At 71.4% G+C, this 18,118-nt stretch carries 16 protein-coding genes; 7 read left to right on the top strand and 9 right to left on the bottom strand.

What is annotated here, in order from left to right:
- Window positions 1–95: 95 nt before the first annotated feature.
- Window positions 96–731, bottom strand: a complete 636-nt coding sequence (locus OG737_RS07685) for a TMEM175 family protein (RefSeq protein WP_328925385.1) — start codon at window positions 729–731, stop codon at window positions 96–98.
- Window positions 732–1,003: 272 nt separating this feature from the next.
- On the opposite strand from OG737_RS07685, the gene OG737_RS07680 reads away from it, so the two are divergent.
- Window positions 1,004–1,612 carry a hypothetical protein gene (locus OG737_RS07680; protein WP_328925384.1) on the top strand — a complete coding sequence of 203 codons (609 nt, stop codon included), beginning with the start codon at window positions 1,004–1,006 and terminating at the stop codon, window positions 1,610–1,612.
- Window positions 1,613–1,849: 237 nt separating this feature from the next.
- Window positions 1,850–2,152, top strand: coding sequence for a hypothetical protein (locus OG737_RS07675; protein WP_405921332.1), 303 nt, complete (start codon window positions 1,850–1,852; stop codon window positions 2,150–2,152).
- On the opposite strand, the gene OG737_RS07670 is transcribed toward OG737_RS07675, so the two are convergent.
- From OG737_RS07670 to OG737_RS07660, 3 genes are all read right to left on the bottom strand, one after another.
- A complete protein-coding gene (locus tag OG737_RS07670; RefSeq protein WP_328925382.1) occupies window positions 2,149–2,322 on the bottom strand; it encodes a hypothetical protein in 174 nt (57 codons plus the stop codon). The genes OG737_RS07675 and OG737_RS07670 overlap by 4 nt on opposite strands.
- Before the next feature lie 137 nt (window positions 2,323–2,459).
- Entirely contained in the window at window positions 2,460–4,520 is a 2,061-nt protein-coding gene (locus tag OG737_RS07665) for a PIG-L family deacetylase (RefSeq protein WP_328925381.1), read from the bottom strand.
- Window positions 4,521–4,811: 291 nt separating this feature from the next.
- Window positions 4,812–7,466 (bottom strand): PIG-L family deacetylase, encoded by a 2,655-nt coding sequence (locus OG737_RS07660; protein WP_328925380.1) that lies wholly within the window; start codon window positions 7,464–7,466, stop codon window positions 4,812–4,814.
- A gap of 170 nt (window positions 7,467–7,636) precedes the next feature.
- On the opposite strand from OG737_RS07660, the gene OG737_RS07655 reads away from it, so the two are divergent.
- On the top strand, window positions 7,637–10,624 hold the full coding sequence (locus tag OG737_RS07655; protein WP_405921331.1) for a bifunctional [glutamine synthetase] adenylyltransferase/[glutamine synthetase]-adenylyl-L-tyrosine phosphorylase: 2,988 nt from the start codon (window positions 7,637–7,639) through the stop codon (window positions 10,622–10,624).
- Window positions 10,625–10,690: 66 nt separating this feature from the next.
- Here the strand turns inward: OG737_RS07655 and OG737_RS07650 are convergent, their stop codons facing one another.
- Both OG737_RS07650 and OG737_RS07645 read right to left on the bottom strand, forming a co-directional pair.
- The gene (locus OG737_RS07650; protein ID WP_328925378.1) at window positions 10,691–11,626 is read right to left on the bottom strand and encodes a hypothetical protein; all 936 of its coding nucleotides are present in this window, start codon (window positions 11,624–11,626) and stop codon (window positions 10,691–10,693) included.
- Entirely contained in the window at window positions 11,623–12,159 is a 537-nt protein-coding gene (locus tag OG737_RS07645) for a SigE family RNA polymerase sigma factor (RefSeq protein WP_405921330.1), read from the bottom strand. Before OG737_RS07645 ends, OG737_RS07650 begins: the two co-directional genes overlap by 4 nt.
- 289 nt (window positions 12,160–12,448) lie before the next feature.
- On the opposite strand from OG737_RS07645, the gene OG737_RS07640 reads away from it, so the two are divergent.
- Both OG737_RS07640 and OG737_RS07635 read left to right on the top strand, forming a co-directional pair.
- Window positions 12,449–13,120, top strand: coding sequence for a DUF4097 family beta strand repeat-containing protein (locus OG737_RS07640; protein WP_405921329.1), 672 nt, complete (start codon window positions 12,449–12,451; stop codon window positions 13,118–13,120).
- A gap of 75 nt (window positions 13,121–13,195) precedes the next feature.
- The gene (locus tag OG737_RS07635; protein WP_405921328.1) at window positions 13,196–14,302 is read left to right on the top strand and encodes a serine hydrolase domain-containing protein; all 1,107 of its coding nucleotides are present in this window, start codon (window positions 13,196–13,198) and stop codon (window positions 14,300–14,302) included.
- 2 nt (window positions 14,303–14,304) lie between these two features.
- Here the strand turns inward: OG737_RS07635 and OG737_RS07630 are convergent, their stop codons facing one another.
- Complete coding sequence (locus tag OG737_RS07630; RefSeq protein ID WP_405921327.1) at window positions 14,305–15,144, bottom strand: helix-turn-helix domain-containing protein; 840 nt, start codon at window positions 15,142–15,144, stop codon at window positions 14,305–14,307.
- A 241-nt stretch (window positions 15,145–15,385) separates the two neighbouring features.
- Window positions 15,386–15,871, bottom strand: a complete 486-nt coding sequence (locus OG737_RS07625) for an ATP-binding protein (protein ID WP_405921326.1) — start codon at window positions 15,869–15,871, stop codon at window positions 15,386–15,388.
- 109 nt (window positions 15,872–15,980) lie between these two features.
- Between OG737_RS07625 and OG737_RS07620 the strand changes: the two genes are divergently transcribed.
- A complete protein-coding gene (locus OG737_RS07620; RefSeq protein WP_328925372.1) occupies window positions 15,981–16,838 on the top strand; it encodes a helix-turn-helix transcriptional regulator in 858 nt (285 codons plus the stop codon).
- Window positions 16,835–17,092 carry a DUF397 domain-containing protein gene (locus tag OG737_RS07615; RefSeq protein WP_328925371.1) on the top strand — a complete coding sequence of 86 codons (258 nt, stop codon included), beginning with the start codon at window positions 16,835–16,837 and terminating at the stop codon, window positions 17,090–17,092. Before OG737_RS07620 ends, OG737_RS07615 begins: the two co-directional genes overlap by 4 nt.
- Window positions 17,093–17,133: 41 nt before the next feature.
- On the opposite strand, the gene OG737_RS07610 is transcribed toward OG737_RS07615, so the two are convergent.
- Window positions 17,134–17,961, bottom strand: a complete 828-nt coding sequence (locus tag OG737_RS07610) for an alpha/beta hydrolase (protein ID WP_328925370.1) — start codon at window positions 17,959–17,961, stop codon at window positions 17,134–17,136.
- Window positions 17,962–18,118 lie beyond the last annotated feature (157 nt).

Here is an 18,118-nt window from a genome sequence, read left to right as displayed (position 1 = left end):
GCCGAACGTAGGAGCCGCACCTGCGGCCCTTCTGTGCGCGACACCCGTTGTTCCCCCGAATGGCGCCTCACACAGTGCCTGGATGCGCGACACCGCTACGGGGCCGCGCGCAGGCGTTTGCCCTGCCGGCCCAGCACCACCTTGACCGGGACCAGCACCGCCCACCACAGCTCCGCGGCCACCGGGGAGACGAAGGCGAGCGGCACGGCGACGGCGAAGACCAGCACCGTCGACGCCATGTCGAGCACGTCGTTGTGCGCCACGGGATCGGGCATCGCCGTGCTGCTCAGCCACGGGCGCTTCCACAGCACGACCGTCAGCGCGAGCTGTGCGGCCCCGATGGCCGCGACGGCGCCGGAGTAGACGGCCACCGACTGCGGCTGGCCCCCGTACTCGGCCAGCAGGGTGGTGGGGAAGGGCATCAGGGCGATCAGCCCGAGGTTCAGCAAACCGAGCTTGACGACGGTGCCGTCCACGTCCCGCACGTACCGAAAGACCTGATGGTGGCCCCGCCAGAACGCTGCGATGACCGCGAAGCTGAGGGCGTACGCCCACAGGTTGGGCACCACGTCCGCCAGCGACTCTTCGAAACCGGCCGGGTCCAGTCCGGCGGGCAGCGCGATGTCCAGCGCCAGCAGCGTCATCGCGATGGCGAAGACGCCGTCCGACAGCGCGAGGATCCGGGCCGAGCTCCCCTCGTCGTCCCGCACCCGCTGGTGACCGTTCACCACGCCACCATAGGGTTGAACGGGTAGAAATCTGCTCATATCCGCGTGCGTTACGCGAAGTTCGACCAGGCCGGCCGTCTTGGCCCTGGACGCCCGGGGCGCCCGGAACTTCCGTGCAGGTCTGCATGTCACGAGCCTGTGACAGGGAACGGATAGTTCCGGCGAAGGTGATCGATAGGTTCATATCAGCAGAACCGCCACGCCTCAGCGGCCCCACACGACAGAGGGGGCGGCATTGCGACTCTTCCCGCCCATTCCTCTGCCTGGAGTCGTTCATGTCGACCTACGCCACCGCCATCCGCCGCACCATGTTGTGCGCCGCCGTCGTCACGGCCGCGCTGACGGGTGCGGCCCTCACTCCGGCCGTCGCTTCCGCGGCGTCCACCACTGCCGACCACTGCACCGTGACCGCGGTGAACGACATCGGTGCCGGCACCAGCGCGCGGATGACCATGAGCCCGAAGGGCCCTTCGGTGACCTTCGAAGACGGACCCGGTGACCCGATCAAGAGGCTGGGCACTCTCGACCGCGCACACCCCAAGCTCCCGGCGTCGGCGGGCATTTACGCCGAGATCCTCAACCCCTACAGCGCTACGCCCAAGCTCAAGACCAAGACCCAGGGCGGAAGCACCGGATACGGCACCCAGGACTTCCCCGCGCTGCCCAAGGGCTGCACCCTCGAAGGCGCCGGTAAGAGCAGTGGTACCGGCACGGGCCAGACCAGCGTGGTGCCCAAGGGTCCCGTCGCCGCCGGCGCCGAGTTCGGAGACGGGGACGGGGGCGGCGAGCGGAACAACCTCATCGGCGGAGGCGTGATCGCTGCCGCGGGTGTCGGCGCCGCCGGGTTCGCGCTGCTGCGCCGTCGGGCCGTCGGCCGCGGCTGAGTCCGCACCGTCGCCGGGCCGTACCCGCGAGCAGCGGGTGCGGCCCGGCGCGCTGTGGTACGTGGGGATCCGGCGAATGGCCAGTGGGCCCGGCTTGAGCCGCTGATGCCGCCGGGCATCAAGCCGGGCCGGCCGCAGGTGTCGACGCGCCGGAGCGTTACGGTCTGCGGGACCGGGGCTATGACCCGTCCCGCTGCCCCCTTCGCCCCCCGCCCAGAGCGACACCGCTGGAGCATCGTGTACCTGCCTGCCCGGACCGGCCGTCCGACCGCCCTCCTGCTGTCGGCCTCCCTCGTCACCGTGCTCGCCGACGGTCTGGCCGGCTGCTCCCTGATCGGCCCGTCCGTGTCGTGCGAGGACTCGGAGCAGCGGTTGAAGGACATGTCGTCCCTCGCGATCCTCGACGCGAAGCCGCCCCGGGCCTCACCCCCGGCGGGCCACACCGAGGTGGAGACCGCACCCGACTTCGGGGCCGGAACCGGAGTCGAAGTACTGGTCGGCGCAGAGATCGACGGCTCGCCCGCGCCCTGCTGGGACTAGCCGAAAAGGCCGCGCTTGACCTTGGCCGCGTAGAGGAATTCGGGTGGGTAGTTCCCCGAGTGCTTGCGGTCGTAGTGGTCCTGGATGTCCTCCAGGGCCTTGGACTGCTTCGTCAGGGAAGTGCGGTACCGGCACTCCCCGCAGAAGAACTTGAAGCCCTTGATCTTCACCAGAAGCCTCCTCGCACAGGGTTCCGACGCTCCTCGTCGGCCTGGGGATGACGCACGACAAGTGTCGCCCCACGGAAGGCAGTTATGGAATATGTTTCTAGAAAGATCTTCAAATTTCGGGGATTGCGTCACGCCCTTCAGCGGACCGCGCGGTGCCAGGCCGGGGTGGTCGAGGCGCGCGGGGTCGATGTGATGTGGAGTTGCGCGTCCAGCCCGAGGACCGCCGTGGTGGCGCCCGAGAGTTCGAGGACGGCCGCCGGGGCGCCCGCGTAGAGCATCGCGGACTCCGTCCACGCGGGCGGGCCGCCCAGGCCCGTCGTGCCGATGGTGCCGCTGTCCGCGCGGCCCGAGATGAGGCGGCCCGCGCCGGCGACCGCGCCGTAGCCCGCCCGGCCGCCCGCCTCCGCGACGCTGGAGACCTGGGGCTTGCCCGGGCCGGCCGTGACCAGGGCGGTGCGGACGACCCCCGAGTCGGGGCGGCGGAAGTACAGGCGGACGCCCGCGCCGTCCGGGGCCGCCGAGAGGGGGACCGTCGTGGCGGGCAGGCCCGTCTCCGACGGCCCGGACAGCGGGGAGCCCGGGCCGGCCTGGGTCCAGGCCAGGACCGACTTCGTGGTGGTGGCGTACACGTGGCGGCGTCCGGCCGAGTCGACCGCCGTCACCGGGTCGCCCTGCAGGTCCTCGCCACCCAGGCGCCGCCAGGCGGAGAAGCCGCCGCCCGGCAGCTGGGCGGTGGCGCGCAGCGTGCGCCGGGCGTCGCGGAGGTACACGGTGAGCCGGCCGTCCGCGTCCACGCCCGCCGAGGGAGCGCTGATCGCCGACGTGCCGTCCTCGTCGGCCACTTCGGGGCTGCCGAGCGACTGCCACGGGCCGAACGGGCCGTCGGGCGCGGACTGGACGGCGTACACGACCTCGCGCAGGTAGCCCGTCGGTACCGGGCCGAAAGCCGTGCGGGTGGCGACGACCGCGATCCGCCCGTCCGGGAAGCGTGCGGTGCTCGCCCCGGGGTCGATGCCCGTACCCGGGAGGAGGGCCGGTCCCGCCCAGTCGCCGCCGGGTGCCCGGGTCCAGTAGGCGGTCTGCCCGTCCAGCGTGGCGAAGGCCCAGAGCCGGCCGGGCGTGCCCTCGGCCAGCCAGGAGCTGTGGTCGGCGCGGCTGTAGCGCAGCGACTGGGCCCAGTTGCGCCCGGTCGGGTTGCCCGCGACCTTCCGGTCGCCGCAGCCCGAGGGGGAGCCGCAGTAGTCCTGGTGGTCGTGCCAGGCGTACGTCTTCAGGTAGCCGGTCTTCGTCTCGGCCGTCTGCGGGTCCAGCGCGTGCGGGAGGGTGCTGTTGTGGTAGCCGAGGTAGTTCTGGACCGAGAAGTGCGGGCGGTCCGTGACCTGGGCGGCGTACGCGGTGGTGGCGGCCTGCACGAACCGCGCCCCGTACATGTGGTCCTGGTGGTCGGTGTACTTGCCGGTGCCGGGGTCCCCGTACCGGCCCGGCGTCGGGTCCTGCATGCGTATCGTCGTCGGCCGGTAGCGTGCCAGGACCCCGGCTATCGCCTGTATCAGCTGGTCCTTCGTGTACGTGAACTGCTGCTTGACCGGGGTGCCGGAGGTCAGCTGGGCACCCAGCGCGGCTATCTTGCCGTTCCACAGGCCGCGCAGGCTGTCGGGGGTGTCCTCGCCGGTGCTGCGGGCCTCGCGCAGCTGCAGCCAGACCAGGTTGACCTGCGGCTTCGCGATGAGGACGTCGAGCTCGGCCTGGCCCCCGCCCGCGGTGGGTATGACGGTGCGCTTCCAGGCGCTGGTCCGGTCGCCGGTCGCCATCTGGGCGTAGGCGGAGCGGATGCCGTTCTGCCGCGCCTCCGCGTAGTGGGTGCGGTCGGCAGGCTGCTCCGGGTCCTTGACGCTCGCGCCGTGCGCCTCGTTGCGGCCGTCGGCCTCGCCGGAGGTGAGGTAGGCGGTGGTCACCGGTATGCCGGACAGCAGCGACCGGCTGAGGTCGGGGTTCATGAAGAACAGGTCGTCGTCGGGGTGGGCGACGATCTGGACGACCGACCCGGCGGTGACGCTCGCGGGCAGGGCCGCGACCGGGCCCGTCTCCGCCGTGGCCTCGGCCGGCGTCTGCTGGCCGGAGGCCACGGCGAACACGCCGGTGGCACCGGCCGTCAGCGCGGTGAGCAGAGCCGCGAAGCGGCGACGGGTCAAGGGCATCGGTCACGCCTTGGGTTCGTTCCGGGCGGGAAAAACCGCTGAGCAGTCAGAGAGAGGCGAAATCAGGGAACTTGGTTCGCCGATTTCGCCGATTGCTCCTGCTTTCCGAAGACGGCCGGCTGCGCCGGTGCGTTGTGGAGCTTTTGGTCCTGATATGTGACAGGAAAGTGGAGGATATCCGTCCGCACCGCGGTCCCAACCGGCGTGCGGATAGGGGGTGTTGGGCGCCCGGGCGTCGGACCCCCGGCGCTGGGCTCCCACGTGCTGGGGCTCCCGGGCGCCGGGCTTCCGCTACGGAGCCGTGTTGGGCGGGCCCACCGGCTGCCAGGGCGCCAGGTGCGCGTCCGGCGCGTCCGCCGACGAGGTCACGTACAGCCGCGCGTCCATCCCCAGCACCGCCAGGCTGACCAGGTTCTTCCCGGTCATCGTCGAGGAAGGCGCACCGACGAACATCAGCGGCGACCGCTCCCACGGCCGCCCCTCCCCGAGGCCCGAGCCCAGCTGCCCGCCCGCCGTGCGGCCCGCCAGCACGTGCCCGCTCGCCGTCACCGCGCCGAAGCCCTGGAGGCCGCCGAGGTCGGTGAGGTGGTTCACCTTCAGCCCGCCGTCACCCGTCAGCAGGGCGGTACGGACGTTGCCGGATCCCGGCTTGCGGAACCACAGCCGTACCCCGCCCTCGCGGCCCTCCGCGGTGAGCGGGAGCGTGGTGTCGGGCAGCCCGGTGGCGGTGGCCGGCCCCAGCGCGGCGCCCGGCTTCGGCTGCACCCAGCCCACCACCGTCTTGGACGTCGAGGAGAACACCATCCGCCGCCCGGCGCCGTCGGTCGCGGTGGCCGGGGTGCCGTGCAGATCGGCGCCGCCGTACTTCTCCCACGGGCCCCAGCCGCCGCCCGCCTGCTGCACCCGCCCGCGCAGGGTGGACGCGCCGTCGCGGACGTACGCCGCCAGCTGGCCGGTGCCGTCGACCGAGACGGCGGGCGCGCTGATGTCGGAGGTCCAGTTCTCGTCCGCGGTCTCCGGGGTGCCCAGCGACTGCCATTCCCCGAACTCCTCGGAGCCCGGGCGCTGCTGGACCGCGTAGACGACCTCGCGCCTGTAGTCGGCGGGCTTCGCGCCGAAGGAGGTACGGGTGCCGAAGGCGGCTATCCGGCCGTCCTTCAGGGTGACGGTGGACATGCCCGGGTCCATGCCGGTGCCGGGAAGCAGGACCGGCCCGCTCCAGCGGCCGATCAGGCCCGTCCGGTGCCAGACGGCGACCCGGCCGTCGAGCACCTTGAAGGCCCACAGCCCGTACTCCTTGTCGGAGGTCAGCCAGGAGGTGCTGGTGCCGCGCGCGTAGTTGATGGAGTCGGACCAGCGGTTGCCCGCCGGGTGGTCGGAGATCTTGAGGTCGCCGCAGCCGGCGTCGCTGCCGCAGTGGTTCTGCCTGTCGAGCCAGGCGTACGTACCCAGGATGTCCAGCTTCTCCTTGGCCTCGTCCGGGTCCAGGGCGCTGGGCAGGGAGCCGTTGAAGTAGCCGAGGTAGTTCTGCACCGCGAAGTGCGGCCGGTCCTTGACGTCCTTCGCGTACGCCGCGGTCGCCAGCTGCGCGAAGCGGGCGCCGTAGAAGTGGTCCTGGTGGTCGGTGTAGTGCTTGGTGTCGGGGTGCCGGCCGGGGGTCGGGTCCTGGGAGCGGACGGTGGTCGGCCGGTACTGCTCCAGGACGCCGACGAGGGTCTGGACGACCTGGTCCTTCGTGTACGCGAACCGCTGCTTGACCGGGGTGCCGGAGGTGAGCATCGACTCCAGGCGGGGGACCTTGCCGTCCCACAGGCCGTGCAGGCTGTCCGGGACGTCGTCGTACACGTTGCCGGCCTCGCGCAGCTGCAGCCAGACGAGGTTCACCTCGGGCTTGGCGACGAGGACGTCGACCTCGGCCTGGCCGCCGCCCTTGGTCGGGACGACGGTGCGCTTCCAGGCGCTGCTGCGGTCGCCGGTGGCCATCTTGGCGTAGGCGGCGCGGATGCCGTTCTGTCGGGCCTCGGCGTACCTGGGCTTGTTGGCCGGGGTGCCGGCCTCCTTGGCGGCGACGGCGTTGATGCCGTCGGCCTCGCCGGAGGTCAGGTAGACCGAGGTCACGGGGTGGCCGGCGGATATGGAATAGCGCAGGTCCGGATTCATGAAATACAGGTCGTCGTCCGGGTGCGCGACGATCTGGAGCACCCGGCCGGGGTCGGGCGCGTCGGCGGCGGCCGCCGGGGCCGCGGCCCTGCTCTCGGGAGCGGCGGGGGACTCCAGGCGGGCGAGGGCGTCGTTGCCCCGAAGCAGGAGCATGCTGCCGGCGGCGGTGGCCGCACAGAAGGCGACGACCTTGACGAGCCCGGCCCGGTGGCGCCCTTTCGCCTGCGGCGTGGTGCGTGATCCGGTGGCGGCCGGGGCCGAGCCCGCTGCGCGACGGCGCCCGCGCTTCGCCTCCGGCGCGGTGGGCGAGTCGGCGGTGGCGGGAGCCTTGGCCCGGCGCCCGCGCTTCGGCTCCGGCGCGGCGGGGGTCTTCGCCCTGCCGCGCCGGCCGCCGGTGCCCTCGGCCGCGCGGGCCCGCCGCGCGGCCCTGCGCCCGGCGGGGACGTGCGGCTCCGGGGCTTCGCCCGTGCCGGCCCGCCCGTCAGCCGTCGGCGGGGTCGCCCGTTCCCAGGCGGTGTCGGCCGACGGGTCCTGCGGGTCCCAGGTTCCGGCCCCGTGGTGCTGCCACGCGGGACCGGGGGGCGGCGCCTGTTCCCAGCCGGGGTGGCCCGACGGGTCCTGCGGGTCCCAGGCTCCGGCCCCGTGGTGCTGCCACGCGGGACCGGGCGGCGGCGCCTGTTCCCAGCCGGGGTGGCCCGACGGACCCTGCGGGTCCCAGGCTCCGGGGTCCTGCCGAGCCGCACCGGGACCGGGACCAGGGCCAGGGCCGGGGCGTGCGTCGGACATGGGGCTCCTCGTCACCGGTCTGCGGGGAGCGGTCCCCATCACGTCATAAATCTTCGGATAATCGGATAACCGTGATCATGATACGTCGCGGTGAGTCGAACGCCTGCGCCGGATAGGCTCACTCCAGGCACGCCAGGGCAGTGGCAGCGACAACCGCGGGAGGCGGCGGGATGACAGTCCCGGGACGCAGGAGCAGCACCTTCATCCGGCTGCTGCGCAGCGGCTTCACCGACCCCTCCGCCGCGGGCCGGCTGCTCGACGCCGACGTGCTGGCCGCCGTACGCACCGATCCGGTGCTCCTCGACGCCCTCGGGGCGACGGCCGACCCCGACCTCGCCCTCCTCGGACTCGTACGGCTCGCCGAGGCGCAGCCCGCCGACGAACTGCCCGGGCTCCTCGACACCCTCGTCAGCGCCAAGCCGCTGCGCGACCGCCTCCTCGGTGTGCTCGGCGCCTCCGAGGCACTCGGCGACCACCTCGCCCGCCACCCCCGCGACTGGCAGGCCCTCGTCACCTACGAGGCTGCCGACCTGCACCCCGGGCTCCCCGAGTTCGAGCAGGGCCTCGCCGACGCCCACGACCCCGTCGCGCTCCGCGTCGCCTACCGCCGCTGCCTGCTCTCCATCGCCGCCCGAGACGTCTGCGGGACCATAGACGTCTCCCAGACCGCCGCCGAGCTCGCGGACCTCGCCACCGCCACCCTCCGCGCGGCCCTGCGCATCGCCTCCGCCGCCGCACCCGAGGACGCCGCCCAGTGCCGCCTCGCCGTCATCGCGATGGGCAAGTGCGGCGGCAACGAGCTGAACTACGTCTCCGACGTCGACGTCATCTTCGTCGGGGAGGCCGTGAACGGAATCGACGAGGGCAAGGGCATCCAGGCCGCCACCCGCCTCGCCTCCCACCTCATGCGGATCTGTTCCGAGACCACCGTCGAGGGCACCATCTGGCCCGTCGACGCCAACCTCCGCCCCGAGGGCCGCAACGGCCCCCTCGTCCGGACCCTCGCCTCCCACCTCGCCTACTACCAACGCTGGGCCAAGACCTGGGAGTTCCAGGCCCTCCTCAAGGCCCGCGCCGTCGCCGGGGACGAAGCCCTCGGCGCCGGGTACGTCGACGCCATAAGCCCCCTGGTCTGGCAGGCCGCCGAGCGCGAGAACTTCGTCGCCGACGTCCAGAAGATGCGCCGCCGCGTCGTCGACAACATCCCCGCCGCCCAGGTCGACCGCGAACTCAAACTCGGCCCCGGCGGCCTGCGCGACGTCGAGTTCGCCGTCCAGCTGCTCCAGCTCGTGCACGGTCGCCACGACGCCACCCTGCACTCCGGCACCACCCTCGACGCCCTCCACGCCCTGGCCGCCGGAGGCTACGTCGGCCGCGCCGACGCCGCCCAACTGCACGACGCGTACCGCTTCCTGCGCGCCATGGAGCACCGCATCCAGCTCTACCGGCTGCGCCGCACCCACCTCGTACCCGAGGACGAGGGCGACCTGCGGCGCCTGGGCCGCTCGCTCGGCCTGCGCACCGAACCCGTCGCCGAGCTCAACAAGGCCTGGCGCAGGCACGCCTCCGTGGTCCGGCGCCTGCACGAGAAACTCTTCTACCGGCCGCTCCTGGACGCCGTCGCCCAGCTCACCCCCGGCGAGACCCGGCTCTCCCCGCGCGCCGCCGGCCAGCGCCTCGAAGCCCTCGGGTACGCCGACCCGTCGTCGGCCCTGCGCCACCTCGAAGCCCTCGCCTCCGGCGTCACCCGCAAGGCCGCCATCCAGCGCACCCTGCTGCCGGTCCTCCTCGGCTGGTTCGCCGACTCCGCCGACCCGGACGCCGGCCTGCTGAACTTCCGCAAGGTCTCCGACGCCCTCGGCAAGACGCCCTGGTACCTGCGGCTGCTGCGCGACGAGGGCGCCGCCGCCGAGAACCTCGCCCGCGTCCTGTCCGCCGGCCGCCTCGCCCCCGACCTCCTCATGCGCGCCCCCGAGGCCGTCGCCCTGCTCGGCGACCCCGAAGGCCTCCAGCCCCGTACCCACGAGGCCCTGGAGCAGGAGGTCCTCGCCGCAGTCGGCCGCGCCGACAGCGCCGAAGCCGGCGTCGCCGCCGTCCGCGGGGTGCGCCGCCGCGAGCTCTTCCGCACCACCGCCGCCGACATCATCCGCTCGTACGGTACGGAGGACAGCCCCGCCGAGGAGGACCACGGAGCCCTCGTCGACCGGGTCGGCGGAGCCGTCTCCGACCTCACCGCCGCCACCGTCGCCGGCGCCCTGCGCGCCGCCGTCCAGTCCCACTGGGGCGACACCCTGCCCACCCGTTTCGCCGTCATCGGCGTCGGCCGCTTCGGCGGCCACGAACTGGGCTACGGCTCCGACGCCGACGTCCTGTTCGTCCACGAACCCCGCGAAGGCGTCGACGAACAGGAGTCCGCGAAGGCCGCCCAGGCGGTCGTCGCCGAGATGCGCAGGCTGCTCCAGCTGCCCACCGCGGACCCGCCGCTGCTCATCGACGCCGACCTGCGCCCCGAAGGACGCTCCGGCCCCCTGGTGCGCACACTGGCCTCCTACGCCGCGTACTACCGGCGCTGGTCCCTGACCTGGGAGAGCCAGGCCCTGCTGCGCGCCGAACCCGTCGCGGGCGACGAGGACCTCGGCCGCCGCTTCATCGACCTGATCGACCCGCTGCGCTACCCGATGGAGGGGCTCGGCGAGGACGCCGTACGGGAGATCCGCAGGCTCAAGGCCCGCATGGAGTCCGAGCGGCTGCCGCGCGGCGCCGACCCGACCCTGCACACCAAGCTCGGCCGCGGCGGCCTCAGCGACGTCGAGTGGACCGTCCAGCTGATGCAGATGCGGCACGCCTGGGCCGAACCGGGCCTGCGCACCACCCGTACCCGCGAGGCCCTGGCCGCCGCCCACGCGGCCGGGCTGATCCCGACGGAGGAGGCGCAGATCCTGGACGAGGCCTGGGTACTGGCCACCCGGGTCCGCAACGCCGTGATGCTGGTCCGCGGCCGGGCCGGGGACACGTTCCCGTCCGAGGCCCGCGAGCTGGCGGCGGTGGGCCGCTACCTCGGCTACGCCGAGGGCACGGTCGGCGAGATGCTGGACGACTACCGGCGCATCACCCGCCGGGCCCGGGCCGTGGTGGACGAACTGTTCTACGGGGCGTAGGGGCATAGCGGCACAGGACCTCGACGCCGACCCCCGTACGGCGGCGAGGCCTTGCTCTCCGTCCCGTTACGGGATGGTCTTGTTGTAGGACCTGTCCTGGTCGGAGTCGTAGACCTGCGTGCCCTGGGCGTCGTAGCCCTGGATCCGGGGAGTCCTGGTGACGGGCCGGTCCAGCACGCCGGTGGCGGCGAACCATCCGTGGTCGATCACGGCCTCGGCGGTGGCTCCGCCGTAGGTGACGGTGACCCGGGCGACGCGAGGGTCGACGACGGTGCCGATGCTGCCCCAGCGGTAGGGCAGCTTCCACGGGCCTTCGCCGCTCAGCCGCTGGAGGTGGAGCTTGCCCGCGTTCATGTCGGGGACGACGGCCCCGCTCTCGGGGTTCGCGTCGCCGCCGGCCGAGATGTTGACGCCACTCGTCCGGCCGTTCTTGACGTTGCAGATGAGCCGGATCTGCGTCGGGGCGTCCTTGACGGCGACGATGAACTGGCCGTCGCCCGGGCTGTTGTCGTTGCCGGTACTGCGCAGTGCGAGCAGGATCCGGTAGTCGGAGGCCTCGCCCAGGTCCTGCGGCTTGGCCCCCGCCCCGCCGGAGTGCTGGCGGTTGAAGTCGAGGCACTCGACCAGCTTGATGCCGGCCTGCTCGAAGCTGATGTCGTCGGTGAGCTGCCCGGGAGTCGCGGGAAACTGCGGCAGGCGAGTCCGCTGGGGCGGCTGGACCACCCCGCTCGGCGTCGGGCCGCCGCCCGCCGCGGACACCCGGTCGGACGGCCCGCCGCCATCGCCGTCGCCGGTGACGGCGATCGCCGTGGCCGGTACGACGGCCAGTGCGACCAGGGCCGCCCCCGCCACCGCCAGCCTGCGCCGCCGCTCCACGCGGCCCTGCCGCACGATCGCCTGATACGGAACTGCGGCGGGGCGTACGGCCTCCGCGTCCTGGGCCATCCACTCCCGCAGGTCCAGCTCGAATCCGTCCGGTCCGCCGTCGCCTCGCCCGCTCACAGGACCGCCCTTTCACTCATCTCGTTCGTCGTCGTCGTGATCCGGCCCAGCCCGGGCCATGCGCGCAGCTTGGCCAGCGCCTTGGACGCCTGGCTCTTGACCGTGCCCTGGGAACAGCCCAGGACGTCGGCGGTCTCGGCTTCGGAGAGGTCCTCCCAGTACCGCATGACCACGACCGCCCGCTGCCGGGCGGGCAGTTCGGCCAACGCGGCCATCAGTACGTTGCGCTCATCGGCCCACGCGACGGCGTTGTCGCGCACCGACGTGTCCGGCACGGCGTCCGTCAGCCGCTCCCGTACCCGGCGCTTGCGGAACCGGTCGTTATTGCAACTGACCAGCATCCGGCGCACGTACGCCTCCGGACTGTCGCTGCGCGAGACGCGCCGCCACGAGCGGTACGCCTTCGCGAGCGCCGTCTGGGTCACGTCCTCCGCGTCATGCGGATCGCCGGTCAACAGGTACGCGGTCCGCACCAGATGAGACCAGCGCGCGGCCACGAACGACTGGAACTGAGCTTCTTGCTCGGCGTGCATCGCCACCCCCTTCGCCCTCTTGACCACCTCCCGCTCGGATTCGGTTGCCCGGCGACGAAAACAAATTTCAGGCGGGTCCGTGGCTCCCGGGCGCCTCCGACATAGCGTTCACTCTCAATTCATTGCAACGAGTGGGGTGAGGGTTGTTGCGTTAGGCGTTAGACCGTTGCAACGATTTCCTGGCCTTCGCCTGCGATAATGGCATTTCAGCGCAACGAATATGTTGCTCAGTCTTTGAACGCAACGTAGCTTTTCCCTCATCGGAAACAGCGAGTCAAAGGAAAACGCCATGCTGAAGTTCGACACCGCCGTCCCGGTCGCCGCCGTCCTGGACATTCCCGCGGGGCGCATCCGGTTCATCGCCGCGGACCGGGCCGACACCACGGTCGAGGTCCTGCCCGCGGACGTCTCCAAGGGCCGTGACGTGAAGGCGGCGGAGCAGATCGAGGTCGGATACGCCGACGGCGTCCTGCGGATCGCGGCCCCGGCGGCGAAGAACCGGATCCTGGGCAACTCCGGTTCCGTCGAGGTGACGGTCCAGCTGCCGGCCGGCTCCCGCGTCGAGGCGAAGGCGGCCAGCGCGGAACTGCGGGGCGTCGGCCGGCTCGGCGACGTCACCTTCGAGGCCGCGCAGGCCACCGTCAAGCTCGACGAGACCGACAGCGCCCGCCTCACCCTCCAGGCCGGTGACATCACGGTCGGCCGCCTGGGCGGCCCCGCGCAGATCAGCACCCAGAAGGGCGACCTGCGCATCACCGAGGCCGTGCGCGGCACGGTCGAACTGCGCACCGAGGCAGGCGAGATCTCGGTCGGCGCCGCCCGCGGAGTCTCCGCGTCCCTGGACGCCGGCACCTCCTACGGCCGCATCCACAACGCACTGAACAACACCGACGGCGCCGCCGCCGGCCTGAACATCCACGCGACCACCGCCTACGGCGACATCACCGCCCGCAGCCGGTAAGAGGGGCACCCCTCAGGCGCGGCGAGCTCGTGCCTTCCATCGGATTTCACAACAGTTCTCAAGGAGCACATCACCATGTCCATCACCCTTACCGACCAGGATCGCCCGGAGCTGCAGGAGGTCATCGAGGAGATGGCCGCGTCCGGCTTCACCGGCGTGACGATGCGTGTGCACGATGAGCGGGGCGAGTGGGTCGGTAGCGCCGGGGTGCGCGAGCTGGGCGCGACCGCCACGCCCCCGACGAACGGGCATGTCCGGATAGGCAGCAACACCAAGACCTTCACCGCGACCGTGGTGCTGCAACTGGTGGCCGAGGGCAGGATCGGGCTGGACGACCCGGTGGCCGACCACCTGCCCGAGTTCGGGCTGGACCGGCAGATCACGGTGCGGATGCTGTTGCAGCACACCAGCGGGGTGTTCAACTTCACCGGCGAGTACTACGAAGACGGGACTTTCGCTCCGGGGATCCCCGCCACGACCGCAGGCCAGGAGTGGGTGGACAACCGGTTCAAGACCTACCGGCCGCAGGAGCTGGTGGAGCTGGCGTTGTCCAAGCCGGCGCGGTTCGCGCCGGGGACGGACTGGAGCTACTCGAACACCAACTACGTGCTGGCCAGGCTGCTGATCGAGAAGATCACCGGCCGTTCGGTCGCCGAGGAGACCCAGCGGCTGATCCTGGGGCCGCTCGGGCTGTCGGACACCGTGGTGCCGACCACCGAGTCGGACATCCCCGAGCCGCACGCCCACGCCTACTACCGGTACGAGGAGGCCGGCGAGGTGAAGACCGTCGACGTCACCCGCCAGAACCCCTCCTGGATCTCCAGCGGCGGCGACATGATCTCGACCACCCAGGACCTCCACACGTTCATCTCCGCACTGCTGGGCGGCAAGCTCCTGCCGGCCCCGCTGCTGGCCGAGATGTGCAAGCCGCATCCCAAGGCCGGCTACGGCCTCGGGGTGTTCGTGCAGGACGCGGGTGAAAACGGCGGCACCGTCATCACCCACAACGGCGGCATGGCGGGTCATGCGGCGCTGATGTACAGCACGCCCGACGGCAGCAAGACCCTGACCGCCGCGCTGAACTATGTCGACGACGCCGCACTGTCCCTGGCAGGGGCCTTCCAGAAGGCGACGCAGAGGCTCCTCAAGGAGGTGTTCGGCGGCGGGCAGACAGCCCTGTGAGGTCACGCGGCCTCGGCCGCGGCGCAGGTGCCGCACTGACCCGGGGTGGCGGAGCGGAAGGCGCGGTCGCAGCCGTCGCAGGTCTGGAAGGGCTGGATCTGCCGCTCTGCGGGCAGGGCGAAGGACGGCCGATCCGGGAGGAGGGGCGGGCGGTACTCCCTCAGGCGGTGGGCCAGAAGGGCGGCGGGAGACCGGATCGGCTCCGTCGGGAGGCACCCCGCCAGGGTGCCGCTGACGGCGGCCGGGCTCAGGCCGCGCTCCAGCCAGGTGGTGACGCCGGGAGCCAGGCGCGCCACGTCGCGCTCCGAGAGCAGCAGCCGGGGGTCGCGCAGCCGCAGGCGGGCGAGGAGCTCGGCGGCCTCCCGGTGTGCCCCGGGGACGGCGGGGGCGGGGAGGGGTGGAGTTGCCTTGGCCCGGGGGATCGGTGCCGGTGCCGGTGCCGGTGCCGGTGCCGGTTCGGGGTCCGGGTCGGGGTCCGGAGCCTGGACCTGGCGTGGTGCGGGGGCCGGCGCGGGGGCTCGGCCGACGGGTTCCGCCGCCTTCAGGCGCTTGGAGAGCGGGATGTTGTACGACACCGTACGGGTGAAGATCTGCCCCGACGGAAGTCGCTCCCGGGTCCGGGACAGGTAGCCGTGGGCTTCCAGTTCGCGCAGGGCCGAGGCGATGCGGGCCTCGCCCTCGGTGAACCGCTGCGCCAGGGCCTTGATCGACACATCGGCGCCGGTGGGCAGTGACTGGATGTGCGTGGACAGGCCGATCGCCGTCAAGCTCAACTCGCCGTGCTGGGCGAGGTTGTTGTCGATCTTGACGTAGCGCTCGGCCTGGGAGTCTTTCTCGTGCATGACACCAGGCCTCAGAATGCGGTACGGAGTGCGCGGAGGCGCGCTAAGGTGCTGCTCAGCCACTGGAAGCTCGATTCTTCCTGAGCGGTGAGGCCCTCGGCCGGGATGCCAGTCCCGTCGGGGGCCGTTCGCATGTTTGGGGTTGTCGAGGCTGAGCCTGCACCTTGAATTGGCCTATCCGCCAGCCAGGTTGGCCGCATTCACCCGACCGAGTGAGCGGTCCTGGTTTGGTTTGGTGAGGTCATTTCCCTGGGTTCTTAAAGCGGTTTACGTCGTGCGGAACCGCCCGGCGGGCAACCGGAACGTGGAAACCCGGATCCGGTGATTCGGGCGCCGGTAGAGCGATTTCCGCCCAGACCGTTTTCAGGGGTACGGGGCCGAGGGTCGTTCCCCACTTGTCCGCGAGCGCCGCGACGAGGACCAGACCTCGGCCCGATTCGGCGTCGGGAGACGGTAGTTCGGCGGCGGATGCGGGTGCGCACGCGCCGCGGGTGTCGGTCACCTCGATACGGAGCGTGGTGTCCGTGGCGGCCATCTGGAGCCGGAACCTCCGCCCGGGTACGCGACCGTGGGTGACGGCGTTGTTGGCGAGCTCGGCGACGACTTGGACCGCGTCCCTGAACGGAACTCCCCAGTGCGCCAGTTGGTGAGCGGCGAGCGCGCGTGCGGCGCGGGCGCCGCGTGGGGTGGCGGGGAAGAGGGCGTCGAAGGCGATTTCCTGATTCACGTGACTCAGCGTGGCGAGGCGTGCGTAACCTGAACAGGAGAGAGGCCGCTGTGTACGGCGGCTGTCCCAGGGTGTCCAACCCTGTCCAGCCTGTCCCTCGGGGGTGGAAGTGAACGCAGACAGCGCCGATGAGTCGAGTGAGTCGAGTTGGGAACTCGATCCGGAGGATGAATCGGGAGCGGTTATCGCGACCGTCGGCCGCCAGTTGAAAATGTGGCGGGAGGCGGCCGGGCTTGACCGCGCGCAGTTCGGTATGCGCATGGGATACGGGCCGAACCTGATCTACAAGATCGAGCGCGGCGCCAGAATTCCTCGCCCGGAGTACCTGGACAAGGCGGACGAGATCCTGAGCGCGGGCGGAAAACTCGCCGCGATGAAGGCCGACGTGGAAAGGGCCCGCTATCCCAAGAAGGTCCGGGATCTGGCCAAGCTGGAGTCCGGGGCGGTTGAGCTGGGCGCGTACGGGAACCACAACCTGCACGGGCTGCTCCAGACGGAGGAGTACGCGCGGGCGCTGTACGACATCCGACGGCCGGCCTTCTCGCCGGATGTGGTGGAGCGGTACGTCGCCGCCCGCATGGCGCGGCAGGAGATGTTCCACCGGCAGCCGTCACCCGCCCTGACCTTCGTACTGGAGCAGGCCACGCTGGAGCGGCCGATCGGTGGGCGGGACGTACTGCGCAGGCAGTTGGAGCACCTGCTCGATCTCGGTCGACTGCGCAACGTCGAGATCCAGGTGATGCCGACGGACTGCGAGGATCACGCCGGAATGGGCGGTGATATCCAGGTTCTGAAGCTCCGGGACGGTTCAACGATCGGGTACGTCGAGGCGCAGCTGATGAGCCGCCTGGTCACCGGCGCCAAGGACATCCAGATCCTCGAACTCCGGTATGGGATCATCCGATCACAGGCCCTCAGCCCTCGGGAGTCGAGAGCCTTCATCGAGAAAGCGCTGGGAGAGACATGAGCATCAAGCCCTCGGTCGGCGACCTTTCCGCACTGAGCTGGGTCAAGAGCAGTTACAGCGCCAGTAGCAGCAACGACTGCGTCGAGGTCGCCTGGGTGAAGAGCAGCTACAGCGCCAGCAACAGCAATGATTGCGTCGAGGTCGCGGTGATGCCCGAAGCGATCCTCATCCGGGACTCCAAGGACGTGGACGGCGGCCACCTGGCCGTGGCCCCCGCCACCTGGACCGGCTTCGTCCGGTACGCCGCGGGCTGATCCCGGCCGGGCGGCCTCTCGGCATGGCCGTCCGGCCGCGGTCAGCTCTGGAGGAAGTCCAGGAGATCCCGGTTGAACCGCTCCTTCTCCCCGGGGACGACGGCGATCCCGTGGCCGGCGCCTTCATAGACCTTGAGGACCGCATCGGGGATGATCTGCGCGGTCTTGCGACCGGTGGCGTCGATCGGCACGATCTGGTCGTCGTCGCCGTGCACGACGAGGGTGGGGACGTCGAACTTCTTGAGGTCCTCGGTGAAGTCCGTCTCCGCGAACGCCGTCACGCAGTCCACACCCGCCTTGATGCTCTGCTGCATGGCCAGGAGCCAGTAGGCGTCCAGATTGCCCTGCGTGACGCTGTTTCCCGGGCGGTTGGCACCGAAGAACGCCGGAGCGAAGTCCTTCCAGAACTGCGAGCGTTCCTTGAGGATGCCGTCGCGGATGCCCTCGAACACATCGGCCGGCACGCCCTCGGGGTTGCTGTCGGTCTTGAGCATCAGCGGAGGGATCGCCGACAGCAGGAGCGCTTTGCTGATCCGGTCGGTGCCGTGGCGTCCGATGTAACGGGCGAGTTCACCGCCGCCCATGGAGTGGCCCACCAAGGTGACGTCGCGCAGATCGAGGGCGTTGATCAGGTCGTTCAGGTCGTCGGCGAAGGTGTCGAAGTCGTAGCCGGCCCAGGGCTGGCCGGACCGCCCGTGGCCCCTGCGGTCGTGGGCGATGCCCCGGAAGCCGTTGTCGGCGACCAGCTTCATCTGGTCCTCCCAGGCGTCCGCGTTCAGCGGCCAGCCGTGGATGAAGACGACCGGGTGTCCACTGCCCCAGTCCTTGTAGTAGATCTCGACACCGTCGCGCGTCGTCACAGTGGGCATGGCGTTCTTCCTTGTCAGGCGAGCCGGCCGGCCGGTCGGCCGGGAAGGCGCTGCCGGGACAGCCTGACGCCGCCAACTGGAGCAACCTGGGACGTTCCACCGAACGTGGCGTGTCGGTCTTCCCGCCGGACAGCCGCCCCATTACCGGACCACCGGA

Origin of the sequence: Streptomyces sp. NBC_00122 (assembly GCF_045160845.1) — a bacterium.
Taxonomy (GTDB): domain Bacteria; phylum Actinomycetota; class Actinomycetes; order Streptomycetales; family Streptomycetaceae; genus Streptomyces.
The sequence above is the reverse complement of the archived record's forward strand: the minus strand, read 5'-3'. Positions and strand labels throughout refer to the sequence as shown.